Below are 23,630 nucleotides of genomic sequence, written 5' to 3' on the forward strand. Positions count from 1 at the left end.
CTATTCACGGGTCGGGCATGCGCCACTCTTTCGGGGCCTGTCGGGTGTAGCCCTCGAAGAGAAATCCGCCATCGGGTTCGAGGACATTTTCGCACAGGCGGATGACGGGATCGGTGTCCTCCGCAAGGATGGCCGCCTCAAAGGCCTCTGTCGCCCTTTGCTGGAACTCGGGATCGACGCGCCTGAGCCGTCTGGGAATGCTCTTGCCCTTGGCGGACCAGAGCCCCCTCGAGCGCAGGAAATGATCGGCGAGGGCGGCGTAGAGACGCGCGGCCACGATGCGAAGCTCGTCCGAATTGCGCGGGGCGCGGATGTCCTCGACCAAGTCGCTGATCACGTAGCGCGAGGTGTCACGATCGGTCTGGCCCCAAGGGATCGGACCCTCGTCCAGCACCTGCCCTGCAAGGTCTTTGAGGGAACGTCCGGTGTCCGTCTCTTGCGGCAACTCGATGGCCTCGCTGACCATGTTGGCCAGCGACGGCACGCCCGTGGGGCGATCCACCTGCCGAAAGAAATACTCCAGGGTCCGGGCATCGTGTATGAACGCCTCGACAGGCCAGCCGTCAAAGACGAAGGACTGCCGTTGCGCCGCCTCGACGCGATCAAGCACAACCACGAGGTCCAGATCGGACGAGGCGGTCGCCTCATCGCGCACCACCGATCCGGCGAGCAGGAAGGCGCTTGCTGTCGGAAAAATCTGGGCGCGGATGTCAGTGGCCGCAGGTACGGCCGCTGCAAGGGTCTGGCGCAATGAGAAACTCCCGGGGGGTCTGAGGCAAACGCAGGCTGTCGCCGGAGCCTATCAGGCCATTTGCAGCGGCCAAGAGCGAATTGCGCACTCATCGAACCCGCGGTGGGTGCGGACAGGGCGCATCGCCTCCGGTCGTGCGCGCCGCCGCTGGCAGATGCGCCGCGTGGGGGATGTCGGCGTGGGCGGATGGTGCTATCCCGGCCAGATGACATTCCGAAAGCCGACGATCAGAGCATATGAAGAGTTCACCGAAGGGGTCCGTGCCGAACGTCTCATCGGTGGCATGGGCACGTCGTGGCGGGCCGGCGGTGTCATCCTGAAGCCGAGTCCCGGTCCGGCCGTGGCCCTGTGTCTGGCGACCACCCATGAGCAGCTGCCGGAGGACCCGGACTGTCGGTTTCAGAGACCTCTTCGGTCAAGGTCGGGGGCGTGGGAAGTGGACGGCTGGACGGCCTGGCGCTGGATCAAGGGCGAGACCCAGCCAACGCACACGGCCCAGACGCTGCGCGGCGCGCGCGCCTACCATGCGCTGCTGCGCGATCTGCCCTACGATCCGGCTCTTGTCGGGCGCGACGACCCCTGGGCGCGGGCCGACCGGGTGGCATGGGGCGAGGGGCAGGCGGCCTACGGCGCGCCGTTCGATGGCCAGCTTGAGCGCCTGCATGTCACGCCCCCGGCGCTCGACCGGCAGCGCGTTCATGCGGACCTGACGGGCAACGTCGTTCTGGTGGATGATCTGCCGTCCGGCATCATCGACCCGACGCTCTACTGGCGCCCGCCGGCCTTTGCCGAGGCGATTGTTCTGGTCGATCAGGGCTGGTTCACCGATGTGCCCGATATCGCACCGTTTGCGGCGACGCCCGCTCTGCCGGCGATGGTCCGGATCGCGGCGCGGCGGCGCATCGCGGAGCAGGCCGAACAGATGCGGGCCGGCAAGGATCGGGACATTTCGGTTGAGACCTCTCATCGCGTCGCGCGGTGGAGCGACCGGGTGCTGAGCCAGCTTGCCACGCCCTGAGCGGTGCCGTGCCCGGATCAGGTGGCGCGCAGAGCCGGCATCGCGCGCAGCAAGGGCCAGCGCCACGCTCTGACGATGACTTAAAGGCAAACCGCGAGCGCCGGGCCCCCGGCACTCGCACGAAGTCTCACAGGTCTGCGTAGATTGCCGCGATCCGCTTGACTGCCTCTTCCGGCGGCAGCTCTTCGCTCTCGCCCGTGCGGCGCGAGGTCAGCTCGACCACGCCGTTCTTCAGCCCCCGCGGCCCGACGGTGATCCGCCAAGGCAGGCCGATCAGGTCCATGGTGGCGAATTTCGCCCCGGCGCGCTCCTTGCGGTCGTCATAGAGCGGATCGAGACCCAGCGCCTTGAGCGCGGCATAAAGCGCGTCACAGGCGGCGTCGGCCTCTGCGTCGCCCTGCTTGAGGTTGACGATCCCGCAGTCGAACGGCGTCACCCCCTCGGGCCAGATGATGCCGTTCTCGTCGTGGCTCGCTTCGATGATGGCGCCCAGCAGGCGCGAAACGCCGATGCCGTGTGAGCCCATGTGCACCGGCACCTTGTTGCCGGCGTCATCGGTGACGGTGGCGCCCATCGGCTCAGAGTACTTGGTGCCGAAATAGAAGATCTGGCCGACCTCGATGCCGCGCGCGGTGCGGCGGCGGTCTTCCGGCACCTCGGCAAAGAGCGCCTCGTCATGGGTCTCGTCGGTGCGGGCATAGCGCGAGGTGAACTCCTCGAGCACCGCCTGACAGGCCGCCTTGTCGTCATAGTCGATCTCGCGGTCGCCGAACTTCAGGTCGGTGATCTCGCTGTCATAGAACACCTCCGACTCGCCGGTCTCGGCCAGAACCAGGAACTCATGGGTATCGTCGCCCCCGATCGGGCCGCTGTCCGCGCGCATCGGGATCGCCTGCAGCCCCATCCGCTCATAGGTGCGCAGATAGCTCACAAGATGGCGGTTGTAGGAATGCAGCGCGTCTTCCTTGGTCAGATCGAAGTTGTAACCGTCCTTCATCAGGAATTCGCGGCCGCGCATCACGCCGAAGCGCGGGCGGATCTCGTCGCGGAACTTCCACTGGATCTGGTAGAGCGTCAGCGGCAGGTCCTTGTAGCTGCCCACATGGGCGCGGAAGATGTCGGTGATCAGCTCTTCGGCGGTGGGGGTGAACAGCATGTCGCGGTCATGGCGGTCTCGCATGCGCAGCATTTCCTCGCCGTAGTCGTCGTAGCGCCCGCTCTCGCGCCAGAGATCGGCCGACTGGATGGTCGGCATCAGCAGGGCGATATGGCCGGCGCGGGCCTGTTCCTCGTGGATGATGTTCTCGATCTTGCGCAGCACCTTGAAGCCCAAGGGCAGCCAGGAGTAGATCCCGGCGCTGGCCTGCTTGATCATGCCGGCCCGCAGCATCAGCCGGTGGCTGACGATCTGCGCCTCGGCGGGGTTTTCCTTGAGGACGGGAAGAAAGTAGCGGGAGAGGCGCATCGCGTGACCTTTGGCAATCCGGAGTTGCCCCGGGTTTTGAGCCATGGGCGCAGCCTTGGCAAGGGGCAGGGGCCCCGCGCCGCGCAATCTGCCGCGACAGGCGATGTTTTCCCCATGCCACCGCGCCGCGCTCGCCCTTGCAACCACGGCCGCAACGGGCGATGTATCGACAAACAAAGGGGAAGCCCAGATGGCCCTGCCGGTACAGGAACAGTTCAAATATTGGGGTGTCGCGGCGGTGGCCTTCGCGGTGGTGCTGTGGTTCCTGGGCGACGTGCTCCTGCCCTTCATCCTCGGCGGGGCGATTGCCTATCTGCTCGACCCGGTGGCCGACCGGCTGGAACGGGCCGGGCTGAGCCGGGCGGCTTCGGTGGCGGTGATCACCGTGCTGGCGCTGGTGATCTTCGTGCTGCTGTCGCTTCTGGTGGTGCCGACGCTGGTGCGCCAGGCCGCCGACCTGGTCGATATCGCGCCGCAGCTCTTCACCAATCTCAAGGATTTTCTGGTCTCGCGCTTCCCCGATCTGGTGGATTCGGAATCCGCCGTCAGGCAGTCGCTGGTCTCGATCGGCGAGCGGGTGCAGGAATACGGCGGCAAGCTCCTGGAGACGGTGCTGACCTCGGCCGCCTCGATCATCAACGTGGTGCTGCTGTTCGTCATCGTGCCGGTGGTCTCGGTCTACCTGCTGCTCGACTGGGACCGGATGGTTGCCCGCATCGACGAGCTGCTGCCGCGCGAACATGCGCCGGTGGTCCGCCAGCTGGCACGCGACATCGACAAGACGCTGGCCAGCTTCATCCGCGGCATGGGCACGGTCTGCCTGATCCTCGGCACCTATTACGCGGTGGCGCTGATGCTGGCGGGGCTGCAGTTCGGTCTGATCGTCGGCTTCATCGCCGGGCTGATCACCTTCATCCCCTACGTCGGCGCGCTGGTCGGTGGCACGCTGGCGGTGGGGCTGGCCCTGTTCCAGTTCTGGGGTGACTGGCTGCAGATCGCCATCGTGGCGCTGATCTTCGTCATAGGCCAGGTGATCGAGGGCAACTTCCTGACGCCCAAGCTGGTGGGCGACTCGGTCGGTCTGCACCCGGTCTGGCTGCTGCTGGCGCTCAGCGTCTTCGGCTCGCTGTTCGGCTTCGTGGGGATGCTGGTGGCAGTGCCGGCGGCGGCGGCCTTCGGCGTGATTGCCAGATTTGCCACCCGGCAGTATCTTGACAGCCGATTGTACCTGGGGGTGTCCGATGACTAGGCCCCAGGATCACGAGGCATTTTCGATGACGCGACAACTGAAGTTCGATCTGACCACACGGCCGGCGCTGGGGCGCGAGGACTTCTATGTCTCGCCCGCCAACGCCGTGGCGCTGGCGATGATCGACACCTGGCGCGACTGGCCCAACCGCAAGCTGGTGCTCAAGGGCGCGCGCGGCAGCGGCAAGACCCACCTTGCCCATGTCTGGGCCGAAATGGCCGGCGCGCGGATCATCAGCGCCGTCGACCTGCCGGAGGCCAGCGTCGCCGAGCTGGCGCAGGCGCCGCTGTGCATCGAGGATGCCGAGGCCGCCGCCGGTGATGCCGATGCCGAGGCGCATATGTTCCACCTGCACAACCTGGTGCTGGCCGAGGGTCATGCGCTGTTGCTGACCACGACGCTGGAGCCGGCCCATTGGGCGCTCGACCTGCCGGACCTCAAAAGCCGGGTTCAGGGCACGCAGGTGATCTCGCTCAACCCGCCCGATGACGAGCTGCTGGGTGCGGTGCTTGGCAAGCTGTTCTCGGACCGTCAGATCAGCCCCAACCCCGACGTGATCCCCTATCTTGTGCGCCATGCGCCGCGGTCTTTCGATGCCGCGCGGCGGATCGTGGCGACGCTTGATGACATGGCGCTGGGCCTGGGCAAGCCGATGAGCCGCGAGATGGCCCGCCGCGCCGTGGCCGGGCTGGGCGATGGTGACGAGTGACTGCAGGAGAGGGTTTCACAGTGGAAGCGGCACGCGATCTGCAGGACACCCCGGCCGTGACGCAGGCGGATTTCCTGAATTCGGACTTCCCCGCGCCGGTGAGCCTGCCGTCAAAGTCGCTCGAAGGCCCCGGCCGCTTCGTCAACCGCGAGATGTCGTGGCTCGGCTTCAACTGGCGGGTGCTGGAAGAGGCCGGAAACCCGCGCGTGCCGCTGCTCGAACGGCTGCGCTTCCTGTCGATCTCGGCCGCCAATCTCGACGAGTTCTTTACCGTCCGCGTCGCCGGGCTGCGCGAGCTGCAGAAGGAGGGCCATACCGCGCCCTCGCACGACGGGCTGACCCCGGGCGAGCAGCTGGTGCAGATCCGCGAGGATGCCCGCCGGTTGATGGCCGCACAGCAGCAGACCTGGGCGGCGCTGCGCCGCGAGATGGAGACCCACGGCATCGAGATCGTCGACCGGGTCGATCTCAAGTTTTCCGACCGCCAGCACCTCGATACCGTCTTTTTGCGGCAGGTCTTTCCGATCCTGTCGCCGCTGGCGATCGACCCGGCGCATCCCTTTCCGTTCATTCCCAATACCGGCTACAGCCTCGCGCTCGAGCTGGAACGGGCCGCTGATGGCCGGGTGCTCAAGGCGCTTCTGCCGATCCCGCACCAGACCGACCGGTTCGTCAGCCTGCCCTCGCCCGAGGGCACGCGCCGCTTCCTGCCGCTGGAACAGCTGCTGCTGCTGCACACCGAGAGCCTGTTTCCCGGCTACCGGCTGAAGGCGCATTTCCTGTTTCGGGTGCTGCGCGACAGCGATCTCGAGGTCGAGGACGAGGCCGAGGATCTGGTGCGCGAATTCGAGGTGGCGCTGAAACGCCGCCGCCGCGGCGAAGTGGTGCGGCTGACGGTGTCGCGCGGCGCGCCGCCCCGGCTGCTCGAGGTGGTCAAGCGCGAGCTGCATGTCAGCGACGCCGAGATCATCGAGCTTGACGGCATGCTGGGCGTGGCCGACCTCAAGGAGCTGGTGCTCGAGAGCCGGCCGGACCTGCTCTGGCCGTCGTTCACCCCGCGGGTGCCGGAACGGGTGCAGGACCACGACGGCGACATGTTCGCCGCGATCCGCAGCAAGGACATGCTGCTGCACCATCCCTACGAGACCTTCGACATGGTGGTGCGCTTCCTGCAGCAGGCGGCGCGCGATCCGGATGTGGTGGCGATCAAGCAGACGCTCTATCGCACGTCCAAGAACTCGCCGATCGTCAGCGCGCTCTGCGAGGCGGCCGAGGACGGCAAGTCGGTGACAGCGCTGGTCGAGCTCAAGGCGCGGTTCGACGAGGCCGCCAACATCCGCCAGTCGCGGCGGCTGGAACGGTCAGGCGCGCATGTGGTCTATGGCTTCCTCGAATGGAAGACCCACGCCAAGATCTCGACCGTGGTGCGGCGCGAGGGCAAGGACCTTGTGACCTATACCCATTACGGCACCGGCAATTACCATCCGATCACCGCCCGCATCTATACCGACCTCAGCTTTTTCACCTGCGACACCGACCTCGGGATCGATGCCACCAAGGTGTTCAACTATGTCTCGGGCTATGCGCGGCCGCTTGATCTGCGCAATATCTCGATATCGCCGCATGACATGAAGACCGACCTGCTGGCGATGATCGAGGCCGAGGCGGCGCATGCGCGGCGCGGCCGGCCGGCGGCGATCTGGGCCAAGATGAACTCGGTGATCGAGCCAGACATCATCGACGCGCTCTACGCGGCCAGCCAGGCGGGGGTGAAGATCTCCCTGGTGATCCGCGGCATCTGCGGGCTGAAACCCGGGGTGAAGGGGCTGAGCGAGAACATCCGCGTCAAATCCATCGTCGGCCGCTTTCTTGAGCATTCGCGCATCGTCTGTTTCGGCAATGGCGGCGGGCTTCCGTCCGAGAGGAGCCGGGTGTTCTTTTCCTCGGCAGACTGGATGGGCCGCAACCTCAGCCGCCGGATCGAGACGCTGGTCGAGGCGCGAAATCCCACCGTCAAGGCGCAGATCACCGAGCAGATCATGGCCGCCAACCTCGCCGATGTGGCGCAGAGCTGGGTGATGCGGCCGGACGGGCGGTTTCAGCGGCCGGCGCTGTCGGAGGGGGAGTTTGCCTTCAACTGCCACCGGTTCTTCATGGAGAACCCGTCGCTGTCGGGGCGCGGATCGGCCGGGGCGGCGGATGTGCCGGTGCTGACCCATACGGCGGACTGAGGGGGACTTGCGGCGTCAGGTCTCGGCGTCGCAGCACAGTTCGAGCAGCGCCTCGACCACCCGTTCGCAGGATTCCAGCTTGTCGATGCAGACCGCGTCGGGGTGCAGCGCACGGATGGTCTTTTCCTCGGAGACGTGGCCGCTGTAGACCACAGTGGGGATCTTCTTGGTGCCGAGCAGGGCCAGCAACTGGCGGCCCTCGCGGCCGGGGCCGAAGGGGTCGGCGGTGAACTTGCCGAGGTTGAGGTCAAGCACGCAGCAATCGAATCCGCCGGCGTCGATTGCCTTGAGCGCGGCGAGATAGCTGTGCGCCGGCTCCTTGGCCAGCAGACCATGCTCATCCGCGACCAGCTGCAGTTCGCCTGCCAGCAAGCCGTTGTCCTCGACGATCAGAACGCTTGTTCTGGTCATGGCCTTGCCTCCGGAGTTCTCTGGTTGGCGAAACAATAGACCCTTGCCCGGCGCTTGGGAATGCCGAAAGCGCCGGCATCGCGGGCAAGGAGGACGGCGCGGCGGGGCCGCGCCGTCCCATACTTCAGGCCGGCGTTATTCCGCCGGGCTGACCCGGGCGCCGGCGGGCGCGCCCCGGGCTGCGGGCGCATCCGGCCAGGCGGTCGGATCGGTGTCGAGGTCGGGGAACTTTGCCGGGTCGAAGACCGGCTTGGTGATGCCCTGCTTCAGCTGCTCCCGGAAGTCGGTGATGATCCTGAGCGCCACCGGGAAGAGCATCATCAGCGCCATCAGGTTGACCACCGCCAGAATGCCCATCATCGGGTCCGAGAAGGCAAACACCGCCGTCGCCCCCGGTGCCACCGCGCCGAGAAAGACGATGCCCACGATCGCCACGCGCAGCACATGCAGCGCCGTCGGGTTGCCGGTCATGAAGGTGAGGGCATTCTCGCCCAGGTAGTAGTTGTACATGATCGACGAGAAGGCAAAGAGCAGGATCGCGAAGGTCAGGAAATACTGCGACCAGGCACCGACATGATCGACCAGCGACTGCTGGGTCAGGGCCACCCCGTCAACGCCGTCGGCGCCGGGCTGGTAGACATCGCTGAGCAGGATCACGAAGGCGGTGCAGGAGCAGATGATCATCGTGTCGATGAAGACCGACAGGCTCTGCACGATGCCTTGGCTGACCGGGTGCCTGACATAGGCGGTGGCCGCCACGTTGGGCGCCGAGCCGAGACCGGCCTCGTTCGAGAACAGACCGCGCCGCAGGCCCTGCGCCAGCGCCGCGCCCATGCCGCCGGCGACCGCCTCGCGGAAGCCCAGCGCATTGGCGACGATGTCCCAGATCACCGCCGGCAGGCTGGTGATGTTGAGCACGATGACGATCAGCGCCATGGCGATGTAGCTCAGCGCCATGATCGGGATGATCACGTCGGCCGCCTTGGCGATGCGGTGGATGCCGCCGTAGATGATGAAGCCGGTGGCGATCGCCAGCGCGATGCCGGTGTACATCCGCGGGATCTCCATGCTGTCGAGCGCCGCACCGGCCACTGTATTGCCCTGAAAGGCGTTGAAACCGATGGCGAAGGAGGCGATCAGGCAGACCGCGTAGATCACCGCCAGCCAGCGATACTGCTGGCCGAGGCCGAAGAGGATGGTGCGCGCCGGCCCGCCGCGGTAGCTGCCGTCGGGGGTGGAGCGCTTGTAGAGCTGCGCCAGCGAGGATTCGATCAGCGAGGTGCACATGCCAACCAGCGCGATCACCCACATCCAGAACACCGCCCCGGGTCCGCCGAGCGAGATCGCCACCGCGACGCCGGCGATGTTGCCGCCGCCGACCCGGCCACCGACCGAGACGAAGAGCGCTTCCCGGGCGCTGATCTGGGTGGGATCGGAGGACTCTTCGTCGCCGGTGAGCACGCCGAACATTCGGCGGAAGAAGCGAAACTGGATGAACCCGCTGGCGACGGTAAAGAACCCGCCGAAGACCACGAGGATCGGCACCAGCGCCCAGCCCCATGTCAAATCGTTGATCAGGTTGAAAAGTGGATCGAAAAATGCCATTGCAAGACTCCTTGTCGGCCAGCGATGCCCCCACGCTAGCAGGTGCCACTCCGGGGCGTCACCTATGAATGTGGTTCGCGCATAGGTCGAACATCGCGCCGGCGACCCGGTGCCTCGGGAGCGGGCAGTCGCAGGCCGGAGCGCCGCCGGCCGAGGGGCGGGTGCGAAGAGATAGGCTGGCTTGACCGGGGGCGGGTTCGCCCTAGCTGCCGCTAGATTGAGAGGAGCGCGCCCACAGGGTGCGAAGAGGTGAGATCATGGAGAAAGCGATGCTTGGCTGGGCCCTGACGTTCCTTGTGGTTGCGGTGGGCGTCGGGCTTCTCGGATTTGCCAATATTGCGCTCATTCCGACGGAAAGCGCACAGATCATCTTCTTTGTCTTCATCGTTCTGTTTATCATCGCCATGGTGATGCGCGCCCTTCACGGCAAGCCTCGCACATGAGCCCGACCGACGCGGACCTGCCGGCAACAGGGGCCGCGCCCCGACCCACATCTGACCCCGGTGCCGCCGCCGATCCCGGCGCGCGCACCCCACATGCAGCGGAGAAGACCATGGCCACCAAGGAAGAACTCGAACAGCAGCTCGAAGTCGCGCGCCGCGATATCGAAACCCTCGCCACCATGGCCGGCGGCACCGTGCGCGAGCAGGTGCAGACCGGCGTGGCCAAGGCCAACACCGAGATCGAGCATCTCTCGGCCGAGGCCCGCGCGCTCTATGACCAGGCGCGCAACGAAGGCGCGCGGATGCGGCAGATGACCGAGGACCACATCCGCTCGAACCCGCTGGCGACGGTCGGTCTGGCCTTTGCCGCCGGTGTCATCCTGTCGGGGCTGCTGGGCCGGAAATGAGCCTCGCGCGCGGGTTGACCAAGCTGGCGACCGACTTCCTGGCGCTCAAGTCGCGCCGGATTGCCAGGCTCGCGGCGATGGGCCTGGCGGCGGCACTGCTGGTGCTGGTGTTCCTGTCGTTGACCCTGATGTTCGGCAGCCTGGCGCTGTTCCTGGCGCTCGAGCCGGCCCTTGGCGGCCCAGGCGCGGCCTTTGCCGTGGCGGGCTTGTGCCTTTTGATGGCGCTGGTGATCATGCTGGCAGGAGCGCTGATGATGCGTCGCCGCCGCAGGCCGCCGCGGCGGGCCGTGGCGGTGCCGGTCGCGCCCCAGACCCGGGCCGGGCCGGTGCCGCCGGACCCGCCGGCAGACAAGAGGTCGCGGCCCAGCGGACCGATGGCGGCGGCCTCGGGATTCCTTGCCGGCTTTGTCACTGGAAAGGCTGCGGATAAACTCCCGCCGCGGCGTTGACCATGGCCCGCTTGCCGGGCCATATGGGAAAAAACGCCGAGGACTATCATGGACGTATCACGCGAAGGCGCAGCGCAGGATCACGGGCCGTTCGGCCGCGCGCTGTTCGACGACCCGAGCGTCCGCCGGCTGGCGCGTGTGGGCGTGGTGGACATCGGCTCGAACTCGGTCCGGCTGGTGGTGTTCGACGGCGCGGCGCGGTCGCCGGCCTATTTCTACAACGAAAAGATCATGTGCGGCCTTGGCGCCGGGATGGCGGAATCCGGCGTGCTGAACCCCGAGGGCCGGCGCCGGGCGCTTTCGGCGCTGCGGCGGTTCCAGTACCTGGCGCGCGGCATGGACCTGCCGCCGCTGACCGCGGTGGCCACCGCCGCGGTGCGCGATGCCTCTGACGGGCCGGATTTCTGCGACCAGGTGCTGCGCGAGACCGGACAGAAGATCCACATCATCGACGGCGAGGAGGAGGCCAGGCTCTCGGCGCAGGGGGTGCTGCTGGGCTGGCCGGGTTCCTACGGGCTGGTTTGCGACATCGGCGGCTCGTCGATGGAACTGGCCGAGATCCATGACGGCGCGGTCGGCAAGCGGGTGACCTCGCCGCTGGGGCCGCTGAAGCTGCGCGATGTGGCGGGCGGCGCCAAGGGGCGCAAGGCCCATATCAAGGCGGTGATCGACGACCTGCACGCCCGCATGGGGCCGCAGTCCAACCGGCTGTTTTTGGTCGGTGGCTCGTGGCGGGCCATCGCGCGCATCGACATGGAGCGGCGCGGCTATCCGCTGCACGTGCTGCATGAATATCGCATGACCACCAGCGCGGTGCGCGAGACCGCGAAATTCATCGCCGACCGCGACCCCGACGCGCTGCGCAGCCTGTGCGGGCTGTCGGCCTCGCGGATGGCGCTGGTGCCCTATGCGATCGAGGTGCTCAAGCGGCTGGTGCAGACCTTCCGGCCCAAGGACATCGCGGTGTCGAGCTACGGCATCCGCGAAGGGCTGCTTTATGAGCAGATGCCGCAGCAGCTGCGCGACCGCGATCCGCTGATCGAGGCCTGCCTGTTCGCCGAGGCCAAGGACGCGCGCCTGCCGGGGTTCGGCCGCGATCTCTATGAATTCATCCTGCCGCTCTTTGCCAATGCCAAGCCCGACAAGCTGCGGCTGGTGCAGGCCGCCTGCCTCTTGCATGACGTCAGCTGGCGGGCGCATCCCGACTACCGCGCCGAGACCTGTTTCGACAATGCCACCCGCGCCAACCTGGGCGGGCTGAGCCACCGCGAACGGGTGTTCCTCGGGCTGGCGCTGCTGCACCGCTACAAGAACAAGCGCTCGGGCACCCGGTTCGAGGAACTGATGCCGGTGATCGACGAGAAGGCGCAACGCGAGGCCGAGATCCTCGGCAAGGCGATGCGCTTTGGCGCGATGCTCTGGATGTCGGAGGGCGGCCATATCGGCGAGCTGGGCTGGCGGCCGAAGAAGAAGGTGCTGAGCCTGCGGCTTTCGGAAGGCGCCTGGCCGCTCTACGGCGAGGTGGCGGAGGCGCGGTTCCTGTCGCTGGCGAGCTCTCTGGACGCGACGATCGACGTGCAGCTGGTGCGGTAAGGACGCGACCGGCAGGGAGGCCCCGGATCGGGGTCCGGGGCGTCGCGACGGCGGTGCTTGCGGGCGATCGGCTGGCGTCTCTGGCTTGCCGGGTTCTTCGCAAGATCGAAGACGCAGGCGGCGTGATCCCGGGTTCGGGGGCCGTGGCTCACGCAGGCCGGGGCGTCCGGTCGATGGGGTGAGGGGCCAGCCCCTCACACTCCCCGGAGTTTATCTGGCAAGATGAAGGAGCAGGGCGGCGTGATCTTCGGGCGCTTGGGGGCGCTGACGGTGATCGCTCGGGAGCGAAGAGGGTGGCGCGCTGCACGCCACCCGCCTTGCGTCACAGTTCGCTGAGCCGCGCGAGCGCGTCCTTCAGCTTGGCTTCCTCTTCCTCGCGGGCCGCGAGGTTGGCACGGGTTTCCTCGACCACCTCGTCGGGTGCGCTGGCGGCGAACTTCGGGTTGTTCAGCCGTCCGCGCAGACCGCCCAGCTCCTTGGCAAGCTTGCCCAAAGTCTTCTCCAGCCGGGCCTTTTCCGCGTCGACGTCGATGATCTCGGCCAGCGGCAGGCCGAAGGTGGCGCCGCTCACCGGCAGGGTGGCACAGCCCTTGGGAAAGCTCGGGACCTCGGTCAGGCTGTCGATCCGCGCCAGCCGCTTGATCAGCGTCTCGTTGCGCGCCCAGGCGGCGCGGGCGGCCGGGTCCATCTGGCTGACCAGCATCGGCACCTTGAGCCCCGCCGGCACATGCATCTGCGCGCGCACCGAGCGGGTGGTCTCGATCACCTCGATCACCCAGTTCATCTCGGCGTCGGCCGCCGGGTCGATCAGTTCGCTGCCATAGACCGGCCAGTCGGTGTGCACCAGCATCTGCGGCCGGACCGCCAGTGTGCCCCAGAGCTCTTCGGTGATGAAGGGCATGATCGGGTGCAGCAGGATCAGGCACTGGTCGATCACCCAGCCCATCACGGCGCGGGTCTCGGCCTTGGTGGCGTCGTCGCCATCGAGCAGCAGTGGCTTGGAGAACTCGACGTACCAGTCGCAGACCTTGCCCCAGACAAAGGCATAGAGCGCCTGGGCCGCATCGTTGAAGCGGAACTCCGCGAGCGCCTGATCGACCGTCTCGCGCACCCGGGCGGTCTCGCCGAGGATCCAGGTGTTGACCGGGTAGGTCGCCACGGGCACCGTGCCGTCAGAGCCGGTGACGCCGTTCATCTCGGCAAAGCGCGCGGCGTTCCACAGCTTGGTGCCGAAGTTGCGGTAGCCGGCGATCCTGGCCATGTCGAGCTTCAGCACGCCACCGAGCGAGGCCATGGCGGCATTGGTGAAGCGCAGCGCATCGGCGCCGTATTCGTCGACGATCTCGAGCGGGTCGACCACGTTGCCGGTGGATTTCGACATCTTCTTGCCCTTGGCGTCGCGCACCAGACCGTGCAGGTAGACGGTGTCGAAAGGGACCTGGTCGACCACGGCGAGCTGCATCATCATCATCCGGGCAACCCAGAAGAAGATGATGTCCTGCCCGGTGATCAGCGTCGAGGTCGGGAAATACTTGCGCAGCGCCTCGGTGTCCTCGGGCCAGCCGAGGGTGCCGATCGGCCAGAGCCCCGAGGAGAACCAGGTGTCGAGCACGTCGGGATCGCGGAACACAGGGATCGCCTGCGGCCGGTGGCGCTGGTCGACGCCGGAGGTGTCGGTCATGTTCTCGAAGTAGCCGGCCAGCATGTCGGTCGCGGCCTTCTCGTCCTCGACCATCAGGAACTCGGCCTCGTCGCCGAAGGTGGCATGCATCTGCGCCAGCGCCTCTTCCTCGGTGGCGGCGCAGAACGAGCGCCAGTCGCCGCCGAGGCCGGGGGTGTGCCAGACGGGTATCTGGTGGCCCCACCAAAGCTGGCGCGAAATGCACCAGGGTTCGATGTTCTCGAGCCAGTTGTAATAGGTCTTCTCGCCGCTTTCGGGCAGGATCTTTACGGTGCCGTCGCGCACCGCGTCGAGCGCGGGGCCGACGATCTTGGCAGTGTCGACGAACCACTGGTCGGTCAGCATCGGCTCGATCACCACCTTGGAGCGGTCGCCGAAGGGCTGCATGATCGGCTTGTTCTCGACGAAAGGAACCAGCTCGGCCGCCGGAGCGCTGCCGCCCTCCGCGTCCCGGACCTCCTGCTCGACCATCACCGCCAGACCCTCGTCGGTGATCTGCTGCACCACACGGCTCCGCGCCTCGAACCGGTCGAGACCACGCAGCTCGTCGGGCACCAGGTTGATCGCATCCGCCTCGGCCTCGCTCAGCGTCCGGTCGCCGTTGGCGACCTCGATGGCGATCTCGGCCGCCTCGGCATAGGGATCGCCGTCATCGCGCATCTCGCCACGGGTGTTCATCAGCCGGTACATCGGGATGCCGCCGCGTTTCGCAACCTGGTAGTCGTTGAAGTCATGCGCGCCGGTGATCTTGACCGCGCCGGAGCCGAAATCGGGATCGGGGTATTCGTCGGTGATGATCGGGATCTGCCGGCGGTGCTGTTTCGGGCCGACCGGGATTTCGCAGAGCTTGCCGACGATCGGCGCGTAGCGTTCGTCAGAGGGGTGCACCGCGACCGCGCCATCGCCCAGCATGGTCTCGGGACGGGTGGTGGCGATCGAGATGTAATCGCGGGTCTCGCGCAGGGTGACGGTGCCGTCCTCGTCCTTCTCGACGTACTCATACGTCTCGCCGCTGGCCAGCGGGTACTTGAAGTGCCACATGTGGCCCGGGGTCTCGATGTTCTCGACCTCGAGATCGGAAATCGCGGTCTCGAAATGCGGGTCCCAGTTGACCAGCCGCTGGCCGCGGTAGATCAGCCCCTTGTTGTACATCTCGACAAAGACGCGGATCACCGCGTCATGGAAATTGCCCTCTTCGCCCGCCGGCGCATTCGGCGCGCCCGACATGGTAAAGGCCGCGCGGTCCCAGTCGCAGGAGGCCCCGAGGCGCTTGAGCTGCTCGAAGATGGTGTTGCCGGAGGTCTTCTTCCACTTCCAGATCTCGGCGGTGAAATCCTCGCGGTCCCAATCGCGGCGCGGCGGTCGGCCTTCTTCGGCCAGCTTGCGCTCGACCACCATCTGGGTGGCGATGCCGGCGTGGTCGGTGCCGGGTTGCCAGAGCGTGTCATAGCCCTGCATCCGCTTCCAGCGGATCAGGATGTCCTGCAGCGTGTTGTTGAAGGCATGGCCCATGTGCAGCACGCCGGTGACATTCGGCGGCGGGATCATGATCGCATAGCTCGAGGCGCCGGGTTTGGCGTTGGCCCCGGCGCGGAAGGCGCCGATCTTTTCCCAAGCCTCGTAGATCCGCTGCTCGGCGGCTTTCGCGTCGAATGTCTTGTCCAGTGCCATGGGGGGTCTTCCGCTGTCGTATTGGGTCCGGCTCGGTCTAGCGAATGTGCGCGCGAAGGTGAAGCGGGTAAGCTATTCGGTGACCATCTCGACCTCGCGGCGCACGTCTTCGATCTGGGCGCGATGTTCGTGGCGGGCGCGGGCGGCAGTGACGAGGGCGCGAAAGATCGCGCGCTGGCGGCGGGCATAGAACAGGTGCTCCGGGTGCCACTGCACGCCAAGTGCGAAGGGATCGGCAATGCGCTCGACCGCCTGCACCATGCCGCCGAGATCGCGGGCGGCCACCTGCAGGCCCTCGCCCAGCGTATCGACCGCCTGCGAATGCAGCGCGTTGATCTTCATCGGCGCGAGACCCGAGATGCCGCCCAGCCGGGTCTCGGCGCAGATGTGCACCGACTTGCGCGGCAGGATCGTGTAGACCCGCCGCGACGCGGTATAGAGACCGTAGGCGTCCTGATGCAGCGTGCCGCCGAGTGCCACGTTGAGCATCTGCGAGCCACGGCAGATGCCCAGCACCGGCTTGCCATGGTCGAAGGCCTCGCCGACCAGCCGGCGTTCCAGCGCGTCGCGGTCGGGGTCGAGCCGGGCCGAGGTCACCAGCTTGCCACCGTAGAGATCGGGCGAGATATCGTCGCCGCCGCCGATGATGATGCCGTCGACCGCCGCGATATCGGCGTCGCGCCCGGCGACCCAGCGCACCGAGCGCCCGCCGGCCAGCCAGACATTGAGCGCCACCAGCGGAAAGATCCGCCAGCCCGAGCGGCGCGAGGTGGTCACCCCGATCAGCGGCCGGGTCATGCCAGCGGCTCCTCGGCCAGGCCGGCCCCCAGCAGGATGTCGCCGCAGCGCTGCGCCCAGGTGTGGCGCGACAGGGTGAGCGGCCCGTGCGCCGCCTGCCAGACCTGGCCCAAGGCGGCCAGCAGCCTCGCGTCACCCGCCACCTTCTCGACCAGAAGCCAGCGGTGCCATTCGGTCAGCAGCGACCAGTCGGGCTCGTCGATGCGGCAGTCGGGCAGGCGGAAGTGAAAGGTCGGCCGCGCCGAGGTGGTGCCCTCGGTCTTGAGCCGCGCCATGTGATCGGGCGCGAGATGGGCAAACAGCGGCAGCATGTCGAGCCCGCGGTTGCGGGTCGGGTTGTGGTGCACATAGAGCTCGATGAGCTCCGAGAGCGGCGCGTCGGCGCGCAGCTCCAGCAGGTCGCGCACGAAGCTGGTGGGGTAGGGCGCGGTGAACGGCAGGATGCGGCGGGTCTCGTCGATCGGCATGGCCGCGCGCAGCCAGTCCTCGAGCAGGGCATAGGCGGTCAGCGGGCCGCGGATATCGGCCATGTCCTCAGAGGCGACCTGCAGGTTGAAATGCACCCCGAAGCCCAGCACCAGCCCGGCACTGCTGCCCCGCGCGCCACCATCGCGCAGCCGCGGCAGCAGGCTGTTGAGCCGCGCCAGCCCTTCGAGGTCCAGCGGGTCGGTGACGATCTCGATCGGAATGACATCGCGGCCGAGCGACAGGGTGGCATCGCGCAGGGCGCTCTTTTCCGCGTTGCGCAGGTAGATGTCGAGGTAGATCTCGAGCCCGCCGAGCGCACTGTCGGTCAGCTTCAGAGAGCGTCCGTCGCCATGCGACAGGGTGCCGCCGAAGGTCTCCTGCGCAATCTCGGCCACATGCCGCTCGTCGAGCCCGCCGAGCTCGATCTCGACGCCCACCCGGCGCGGGCTTCCATCGGCGGTGTCGGGGCGGGGCAGGGGGGCAAAGGCGGGTGTCATCTCTTCCATGGCAGGAACACTAGTGCCCCGGCGCGAAAAGGAAACGACAACCCGCCGTCGCGGCTCAGAGAATGCCTTCGTAGATCGGTTCCAGCGTCTCGTGGTCGAACAGCGACGACACCGAGGTGCCGTTCCAGATGTTGAGGATTGCCTGGGCAAAGACCGGCGCGGTGGGCACGATGCGGATGTTCTTGGTCTTTTTCACCGCCTCGGTGGCCTCGATGGAATCGGTGATCACCAGCGATTTCATCACCGACTTCGAAATCCGCTCGACCGCCGGGCCCGAGAGCACGCCGTGCGAGATGTAGGAATGCACCTCGGTGGCGCCGGCCTCGATCAGCACCTCGGCCGCCTTGCACAGCGTGCCGGCGGTGTCGCAGATGTCGTCGACGATGATGCATTTCTTGCCGCGGACGTCGCCGATCACGGTCATCTCGGCCACTTCGCCGGCCTTCTCGCGGCGCTTGTCGACGATCGACAGCGGCGCATTGATCCGTTTCGCCAATTCGCGGGCGCGGGCCACGCCGCCGACGTCTGGCGAGACCACCATGATGTCGTTGAGCTTGCCCTTGAACTGGTTCTTGATGTCGAGCGCGAAGACCGGGCTGGCATAGAGGTTGTCGACGGGGATGTCGAAGAAGCCCTGGATCTGCGCGGCGTGCAGGTCCATGGTCAGCACCCGCTCGATGCCGGCCTCGACGATCATGTTGGCCACCAGCTTGGCGCTGATCGGGGTCCTGGCGCGCGAGCGGCGGTCCTGACGGGCATAGCCGAAATAGGGGATCACGGCAGTGATGCGCTGGGCCGAGGAGCGCTTGAGCGCATCGGCAATGATCAGCAGTTCCATCAGGTTGTCATTCGCCGGGTTCGAGGTCGGCTGGATGATGAACATGTCCTCGCCGCGGACGTTCTCATAGACCTCGACGTAAATCTCCTGGTCGTTGAACCGCTCGATGCGGGCGTTGACAAGGTCGACATTGATGCCACGGTGCATCGACATCCGGCGCGCAATCGACTTGGCCAGTGGCAAATTCGCGTTGCCGGACATGAGTTTAGGTTCGACGAGCTGGGGCATGTGAGTGAGATCCCGGGCATGAAAAGTAAAGGATTCGTGACGTTGACTTCGCTTAGCACGCAGTTACGGTCCGCAAAACCCAACTGTCAGGGGGACAGCGCATCATGACACAAATTCACTACTATCTGGCGACGATCTCGCCATTCACCTATCTCGCAGGCACCGGGCTGGAAGAGATCGCCGCCCGTCATGGCGCCACGATCACCTACAAGCCGTTCGACATCATGGCCTGTTTCGCCCGGACCGGCGGCACCCCGCCGGGCCAGCGTCACCCCAACCGTCAGGTCTATCGTCTGCAGGATATCGAGCGCCGCGCCAAGCGGCTGGGCAAGCCGATCAACCTCAAGCCGGCGCATTTCCCGACCAATATGGCGCCCTCCTCCTATGCGCTGATCGCGGCGCAGACGGCTGGCGGCGGCGATCTGGGCGCGCTGGCGCACAGTTTCCCGCGCGCGGTCTGGGCCGAAGACCGCGATATCGCCCAGGATGACGTGATCCGCGATCTGCTGGAACAGGCGGGCTTTGACCCGGCGCTGGCCGACAGCGGCCTGCTGACCGGGGCCGAAACCTATGCCGCCAACCTTGAGGAGGCGGTGAACGCCGGGGTCTTCGGCTCGCCCTTCTACGTGGTGGGCGAGCAGAGGTTCTGGGGGCAGGACAGGCTCGAGGATCTCGATCTGCACCTCGCCGGCAAACTCTGAGTCGGTTTCAGGCCACTGTGGCGAGGGCGGCTGTGACGGCCTCCGGCGGCGGCATCCGGGCGGGGCAGGGGGACAGCTCGAAGACGCAGCGATAGCCGATCGGCGTGCCGGTCTCGGCGCGCAGCACCAGACCGTGCGCATAGTGACTGACGGCGGCGCCTTCCTCGGCGTCGTCGAGCCGGGCGGGACCGCAGGCCTCGATCACCGCGATGGCATGGTCAGAGGCGTCGTGAAAGCGCGGACCGGTCAGGTCGACCAGGATGCGGCCCTGGGCGTCGCGGGAGATGGAGAGGTCGGTGTGCTCCGGCGGAGGGGCCGAGGTCTCGCGAAGGTGGGCTTCGAAAGCGCGCATCATGCACATGGTTGGGGTCCTTCCTGCTCGTTCGATGCAGGCTTAACAGCGCGACCCCGGCGCCGGTTCCCTCACCGCGCCCTGAAAACGCGGTGAGGGGGGAATCCTTGATCAGGGTTGTTCGTCTTCGTCGTCGTCGCCGCCGGGCAGGTTGAAGAAGCTGTCGGCATCCCGGATGTCGCGGGTATCCTCTTCCTCGTCATCGCTACTGTCGGACAGCGAGAAGGTCTCGAGCCCTTCGATGGCCGTCGGCATCCGCGGCTCTGGCGCCATTTCGAGGCTCTGCTCGGTCGACAGCAGCTTGCGGCGCTCGTCGTCGGACATCGCAGCGCCCTCGGCGGCGCGCTTGGAGGCGGCTTTCTGGACGGCGGCGTCAAGCTCGGTCTGCTTGCAGAGCCCCAGCGCCACCGGGTCGATCGGCTGCATGTTGGCGATGTTCCAGTGGGTGCGCTCGCGGATCGACTGGATCGTCGGCTTGGTGGTGCCGACCAGCTTGGCGATCTGGCTGTCGGCAAGCTCGGGGTGGAACTTGACCAGCCAGAGGATCGAGTTCGGCCGGTCCTGGCGTTTCGACAGCGGCGTGTAGCGCGGGCCGCGGCGCTTGTCTTCGTCATGCGCGGCGGGGTTGAACTTGAGTTTCAGGCGCGCCATCGGGCTCGATTCGGCCTTGTCGATATCGTCCTGGGTCAGCTGGTTGTTGGCAATCGGGTCGAAGCCCTTCACGCCGGCGGCGACATCGCCATCGGCGATGCCTTGCACTTCGAGCTCATGCATGCCGGTGAAATCGGCGATCTGCTTGAAGGTCAGCGTGGTGTTGTCCACCAGCCAGACGGCGGTTGCCTTGGGGTGCAGCAGTTTGGCCATGCGGCGGTCTCCTATAGATAAAACTCTCCCGTCGCCTGGATAAGGCGGTCCCGGTCTCTGCCGGAACGGTTTCCATTGTCGGGGAACTTCGCAGGCTTATAGTGCCCGAAAGCGTGGAAGGGAAGTAAAAATGCGTGTGATTGCTCTGTGTGCGGCACTCTGCCTGCCGCTGGTTGCCCGGGCCGAGGGCGAGCGGGCCGGGGTCTTCGATTACTGGGTGCTGGCGCTCAGCTGGTCGCCCAACTGGTGCGAGATCGAGGGCGATGCCAAGCGGTCGGAGCAATGCGATCCGCGCCATGACCACGGCTGGGTGCTGCATGGGCTCTGGCCGCAGTATCATCAGGGCTGGCCGTCCTATTGCCCGACGGTCGAGCGCGCGCCGAGCCGCGCGATGACCCGAGACATGGCCGATATCATGGGCACCGACGGGCTGGCCTGGCACCAGTGGAAGAAGCACGGCACCTGTTCGGGGCTCTCAGCCGCAGGCTATTTCGCGGCGTCGCGGACGGCCTATGAGGCGGTGGCGCGGCCGGAGGTGTTCCGCAAGCTCGACCGCGCGGTCAAGCTGCCGGCGTCGGTGGTGGAAGAGGCGTTCCTGAAGGCGAACCCGGAGCTCGAGGCGGACGGGGTGACCGTGACCTGCCGCGACGGGCATATCCAGGAGGCGCGGATCTGCCTGTCGCTGGAGCTGGAGCCGGTGCCCTGCGGGCGCGACGTGGTGCGCGACTGCACGCTGAAGGATGCGGTGTTCACGCCGGTGCGGTAGGGGCGTGGCAGCCCACGAGTGGGGATGCGATGCGGCGGTCCGACGGGTCTGTGGGGCGTTTTTGCCTGTGCGCTAAAGGAGCCGCGCAGCCTCGGGCCGCGGTGCGGCGATCCAAGGTGGCGGTAAGGCGGTTTATGCCGGCCAAGTCCGTACGAGCGTGGTCGATGCGCCGCGCCTGCGGGCGGCCCGGCGATGCCCGCTGTTAACGCGCTTGGGCGTATCCATTGCAACGACCCCGCCCTGGGCCTGACCCGGGGCCTCCTGGCGCAACTGACGGAGAGGTCCCGGATCACGTCCGGGACGCGGTGGCGGCCTGAAGCGAGGCTTTCTCTACGTCACATTCGCGCGAGACCGCGTGCTTCCTATGCGGAGGCGAGCGGCCCTGCGATGCTGCAGGCGAGCCTGATCTGTGACCCCGCCCCGGATCACGTCCGGGACGGCGGCGCGCCTTACAGCCCGGCGTCCGCCTCGATGTCCTTGCGCGACTTGCGCGCCCGTTCGGTGGCCGACTTCAGCTGACCGCAGGCGGCCATGATGTCCTCGCCGCGCGGCGTGCGGATCGGGCTGGCATAGCCGGCCTTGTGCACGATATCGGCGAACTTCTCGATCCGCTCCCAGTCCGACCGCTCGTAGGGCGAGCCGGGCCACTCGTTGAACGGGATCAGGTTGATCTTGGCTGGGATGCCCTGGATCAGCTTGACCAGCCGCCGGGCATCGGCGTCGCTGTCGTTCACCCCCTTGAGCATCACGTATTCAAAGGTGATGCGCTCGGAGTTGGCGACCCGCGGATAGTCGCGCAGCGCGCCCAGCAGGGTCTCGATGTTCCAGCGCTTGTTGATCGGCACCAGTTTGTTGCGCACCTCGTCGGTGGTGGCGTGAAAGCTCACCGCCAGCAGACAGCCGATCTCCTCGGCGGTGCGCGCGATCTCGGGCACCACGCCGGAGGTCGACAGCGTGATGCGGCGGCGCGACAGCTGGATGCCCTCGGCGTCCATCGCGATCTTCATCGCGTCGCGCACGTTCTCGAAATTGTAGAGCGGCTCGCCCATGCCCATCAGCACGATATTCGACAGCAGGCGCGTCTCGTTCTTCGGCGCGCCTTTTTCCGGCCATTCGCCAAGATCGTCTCGCGCCAGCATGACCTGTCCGACGATCTCGCCGGCGGTCAGGTTGCGCACCAGCTTCTGGGTGCCGGTGTGGCAGAACGAACAGGTCAGCGTGCAGCCGACCTGGGACGAGATGCACAGCGTGCCGCGATCGGCCTCGGGGATATAGACCACCTCGACCTCATGGCCTCCGGCGATCCTTACCAAATACTTCCGGGTGCCGTCGGCGCTGACGTTCTTCGACACGACCTCGGGCACTTCGATCACGAAATGCTCGGCCAACTCGGCGCGATAGGCCTTGGAGAGGTTGGTCATGCGGTCGAAATCGCGCACCCCCCACTGGTAGACCCACTGCCAGATCTGGCCGACCCGCATCTTGGCCTGCTTCTCGGGCGTCCCGATCGCCAGAAGCGCATCGCGCATGGCGTCACGGGTCAGGCCAACAAGGTTGGTCTTGGCGCCCTCGGGCAGTTTGCGGGGGATGGTCAGTACATCCTGGGTGATCGGCGCGGTCATGTCAGCGGCTCATTTTCCGAAAGAAGTGCCTCACATATAGGATTCGGGCGCGGAATCAAAAGGATTCCCGCCGCGACCCTCTGCCGCGCAGCATCCTGCCCGCCCGCCGGCGAGGCGCGCCCGCAAGCGCAGCCTGCTTCAGCCGGCGCAGCGGTTCTCCGCATCCTCGATCATCGCGGTGAAGCCCAGGAGCGAGAAGGTGTCCTTGGTGATCGTCCCGCGCGACGACCGCGCGGTCAGAACCGCCGAGGAGCCGCGCTTCATCGCGGCGACGATCTTGGCGTCATCCGCCGGCGAGGCCGCCCAGGCCCATTCGCCCTCGGTGAACATCTCGAACTCGGTGCCGTTGACGTCGACATTCACCGTCGAGCCGCTGGCAAAGGGATAGCCGCCGGTAAAGGTGATCTGCGGCGTGTTGACCCCGGCCTCTGGGCGGAAAAAGGCAAACAGCAGGATGTCGCCCCGGCGCACCGCCACGACACGGCCGTCGCGGGTGTTCACCGTTTCCTTGGGCCGGGTCACCGCCCAGCATTCCTTGGGGTCGTCCTCGGTAAAGACGCTCCAATCGGTCTGGGCCGCGACGCGATTGGTGCTTTCCTGCTGCGCGGCAACGGCCGTGGCCGCCGTCAGTGCAAGCACTGCGGCCATGCTGCGGGCAAAGGGAAGAATCATATGTCCAGCCTCCAAGCTGTCCTAGCCTCAATTACAATAACAAGGCCGCGCTGCTCCCCTTTTTCAGGTTCGGGTTTGCCACGCGGCCGTTTCCTTCTCGACAAAAGCATATTAGCGTCAAAGGTGCGACGG

Annotated in this window: 22 protein-coding genes; 10 read left to right on the forward strand and 12 right to left on the reverse strand. The window is 66.7% G+C overall.

Annotated features, from left to right (window positions below):
• Nucleotides 1–4: 4 nt before the first annotated feature.
• Nucleotides 5–751: a nucleotidyltransferase domain-containing protein gene (locus tag VOI27_RS15060; RefSeq protein WP_323766183.1), complete on the reverse strand. Its 747-nt coding sequence runs from the start codon at nt 749–751 to the stop codon at nt 5–7.
• Between the two features lie 436 nt (nt 752–1,187).
• Here VOI27_RS15060 and VOI27_RS15065 point away from each other — a divergent pair, with 436 nt between their 5' ends.
• Entirely contained in the window at nt 1,188–1,769 is a 582-nt protein-coding gene (locus VOI27_RS15065; protein ID WP_323766184.1) for a hypothetical protein, read from the forward strand.
• Between the two features lie 127 nt (nt 1,770–1,896).
• Here VOI27_RS15065 and proS read toward each other — a convergent pair whose 3' ends face one another.
• Nucleotides 1,897–3,234, reverse strand: coding sequence for a proline--tRNA ligase (gene proS, locus VOI27_RS15070; protein WP_323766185.1), 1,338 nt, complete (start codon nt 3,232–3,234; stop codon nt 1,897–1,899).
• A gap of 190 nt (nt 3,235–3,424) precedes the next feature.
• On the opposite strand from proS, the gene VOI27_RS15075 reads away from it, so the two are divergent.
• Genes VOI27_RS15075 through VOI27_RS15085 form a run of 3 tightly spaced genes read left to right on the forward strand, consistent with a single transcriptional unit; the run spans nt 3,425 to nt 7,423 of the window.
• Nucleotides 3,425–4,483 (forward strand): AI-2E family transporter, encoded by a 1,059-nt coding sequence (locus VOI27_RS15075; RefSeq protein ID WP_323766186.1) that lies wholly within the window; start codon nt 3,425–3,427, stop codon nt 4,481–4,483.
• Nucleotides 4,484–4,508: 25 nt separating this feature from the next.
• The gene (locus VOI27_RS15080; protein WP_323766187.1) at nt 4,509–5,192 is read left to right on the forward strand and encodes a chromosomal replication initiator DnaA; all 684 of its coding nucleotides are present in this window, start codon (nt 4,509–4,511) and stop codon (nt 5,190–5,192) included.
• 56 nt (nt 5,193–5,248) lie between these two features.
• Complete coding sequence (locus tag VOI27_RS15085; protein WP_323766215.1) at nt 5,249–7,423, forward strand: RNA degradosome polyphosphate kinase; 2,175 nt, start codon at nt 5,249–5,251, stop codon at nt 7,421–7,423.
• A 15-nt stretch (nt 7,424–7,438) separates the two neighbouring features.
• Here VOI27_RS15085 and VOI27_RS15090 read toward each other — a convergent pair whose 3' ends face one another.
• Together VOI27_RS15090 and VOI27_RS15095 are read right to left on the reverse strand one after the other, a co-directional pair.
• The gene (locus VOI27_RS15090) at nt 7,439–7,834 is read right to left on the reverse strand and encodes a response regulator (RefSeq protein WP_323766188.1); all 396 of its coding nucleotides are present in this window, start codon (nt 7,832–7,834) and stop codon (nt 7,439–7,441) included.
• A gap of 135 nt (nt 7,835–7,969) precedes the next feature.
• Nucleotides 7,970–9,439 (reverse strand): alanine/glycine:cation symporter family protein, encoded by a 1,470-nt coding sequence (locus VOI27_RS15095; RefSeq protein WP_323766189.1) that lies wholly within the window; start codon nt 9,437–9,439, stop codon nt 7,970–7,972.
• A 257-nt stretch (nt 9,440–9,696) separates the two neighbouring features.
• Here VOI27_RS15095 and VOI27_RS15100 point away from each other — a divergent pair, with 257 nt between their 5' ends.
• The 4 genes from VOI27_RS15100 (at nt 9,697) to VOI27_RS15115 (ending at nt 12,331) form a co-directional block, all read left to right on the forward strand.
• Nucleotides 9,697–9,882 carry a DUF1328 domain-containing protein gene (locus VOI27_RS15100; protein WP_416374682.1) on the forward strand — a complete coding sequence of 62 codons (186 nt, stop codon included), beginning with the start codon at nt 9,697–9,699 and terminating at the stop codon, nt 9,880–9,882.
• Nucleotides 9,883–9,992: 110 nt separating this feature from the next.
• On the forward strand, nt 9,993–10,289 hold the full coding sequence (locus VOI27_RS15105; protein ID WP_323766190.1) for a hypothetical protein: 297 nt from the start codon (nt 9,993–9,995) through the stop codon (nt 10,287–10,289).
• Nucleotides 10,286–10,738 (forward strand): hypothetical protein, encoded by a 453-nt coding sequence (locus VOI27_RS15110; RefSeq protein WP_323766191.1) that lies wholly within the window; start codon nt 10,286–10,288, stop codon nt 10,736–10,738. The genes VOI27_RS15105 and VOI27_RS15110 overlap by 4 nt, the downstream gene beginning before the upstream one ends.
• A 48-nt stretch (nt 10,739–10,786) precedes the next feature.
• Complete coding sequence (locus VOI27_RS15115; RefSeq protein ID WP_323766192.1) at nt 10,787–12,331, forward strand: Ppx/GppA family phosphatase; 1,545 nt, start codon at nt 10,787–10,789, stop codon at nt 12,329–12,331.
• A 322-nt stretch (nt 12,332–12,653) separates the two neighbouring features.
• On the opposite strand, the gene VOI27_RS15120 is transcribed toward VOI27_RS15115, so the two are convergent.
• The 4 genes from VOI27_RS15120 to VOI27_RS15135 form a co-directional block, all read right to left on the reverse strand.
• Nucleotides 12,654–15,683, reverse strand: a complete 3,030-nt coding sequence (locus VOI27_RS15120; protein ID WP_323766193.1) for a valine--tRNA ligase — start codon at nt 15,681–15,683, stop codon at nt 12,654–12,656.
• A 72-nt stretch (nt 15,684–15,755) separates the two neighbouring features.
• Nucleotides 15,756–16,481 (reverse strand): gamma-glutamyl-gamma-aminobutyrate hydrolase family protein, encoded by a 726-nt coding sequence (locus tag VOI27_RS15125; protein WP_323766194.1) that lies wholly within the window; start codon nt 16,479–16,481, stop codon nt 15,756–15,758.
• A complete protein-coding gene (locus tag VOI27_RS15130) occupies nt 16,478–17,455 on the reverse strand; it encodes an amidoligase family protein (RefSeq protein WP_323766195.1) in 978 nt (325 codons plus the stop codon). The genes VOI27_RS15125 and VOI27_RS15130 overlap by 4 nt, the downstream gene beginning before the upstream one ends.
• A gap of 55 nt (nt 17,456–17,510) precedes the next feature.
• Nucleotides 17,511–18,521, reverse strand: coding sequence for a ribose-phosphate pyrophosphokinase (locus VOI27_RS15135; protein ID WP_323766196.1), 1,011 nt, complete (start codon nt 18,519–18,521; stop codon nt 17,511–17,513).
• Between the two features lie 104 nt (nt 18,522–18,625).
• Between VOI27_RS15135 and VOI27_RS15140 the strand changes: the two genes are divergently transcribed.
• On the forward strand, nt 18,626–19,222 hold the full coding sequence (locus tag VOI27_RS15140; protein ID WP_323766197.1) for a 2-hydroxychromene-2-carboxylate isomerase: 597 nt from the start codon (nt 18,626–18,628) through the stop codon (nt 19,220–19,222).
• Nucleotides 19,223–19,229: 7 nt separating this feature from the next.
• Here the strand turns inward: VOI27_RS15140 and VOI27_RS15145 are convergent, their stop codons facing one another.
• A complete protein-coding gene (locus VOI27_RS15145) occupies nt 19,230–19,583 on the reverse strand; it encodes a hypothetical protein (protein WP_323766198.1) in 354 nt (117 codons plus the stop codon).
• Nucleotides 19,584–19,685: 102 nt separating this feature from the next.
• Nucleotides 19,686–20,438: a DUF1013 domain-containing protein gene (locus VOI27_RS15150; RefSeq protein WP_323766199.1), complete on the reverse strand. Its 753-nt coding sequence runs from the start codon at nt 20,436–20,438 to the stop codon at nt 19,686–19,688.
• Nucleotides 20,439–20,568: 130 nt separating this feature from the next.
• On the opposite strand from VOI27_RS15150, the gene VOI27_RS15155 reads away from it, so the two are divergent.
• Nucleotides 20,569–21,204, forward strand: a complete 636-nt coding sequence (locus VOI27_RS15155) for a ribonuclease T2 (protein ID WP_323766200.1) — start codon at nt 20,569–20,571, stop codon at nt 21,202–21,204.
• 449 nt (nt 21,205–21,653) lie between these two features.
• Here VOI27_RS15155 and rlmN read toward each other — a convergent pair whose 3' ends face one another.
• Nucleotides 21,654–22,826 carry a 23S rRNA (adenine(2503)-C(2))-methyltransferase RlmN gene (gene rlmN / locus VOI27_RS15160; protein WP_323766201.1) on the reverse strand — a complete coding sequence of 391 codons (1,173 nt, stop codon included), beginning with the start codon at nt 22,824–22,826 and terminating at the stop codon, nt 21,654–21,656.
• A 138-nt stretch (nt 22,827–22,964) separates the two neighbouring features.
• Nucleotides 22,965–23,498 carry an invasion associated locus B family protein gene (locus tag VOI27_RS15165; RefSeq protein ID WP_323766202.1) on the reverse strand — a complete coding sequence of 178 codons (534 nt, stop codon included), beginning with the start codon at nt 23,496–23,498 and terminating at the stop codon, nt 22,965–22,967.
• Nucleotides 23,499–23,630 lie beyond the last annotated feature (132 nt).

The organism is Marinovum sp. (assembly GCF_034669705.1).
GTDB lineage: Bacteria > Pseudomonadota > Alphaproteobacteria > Rhodobacterales > Rhodobacteraceae > Marinovum.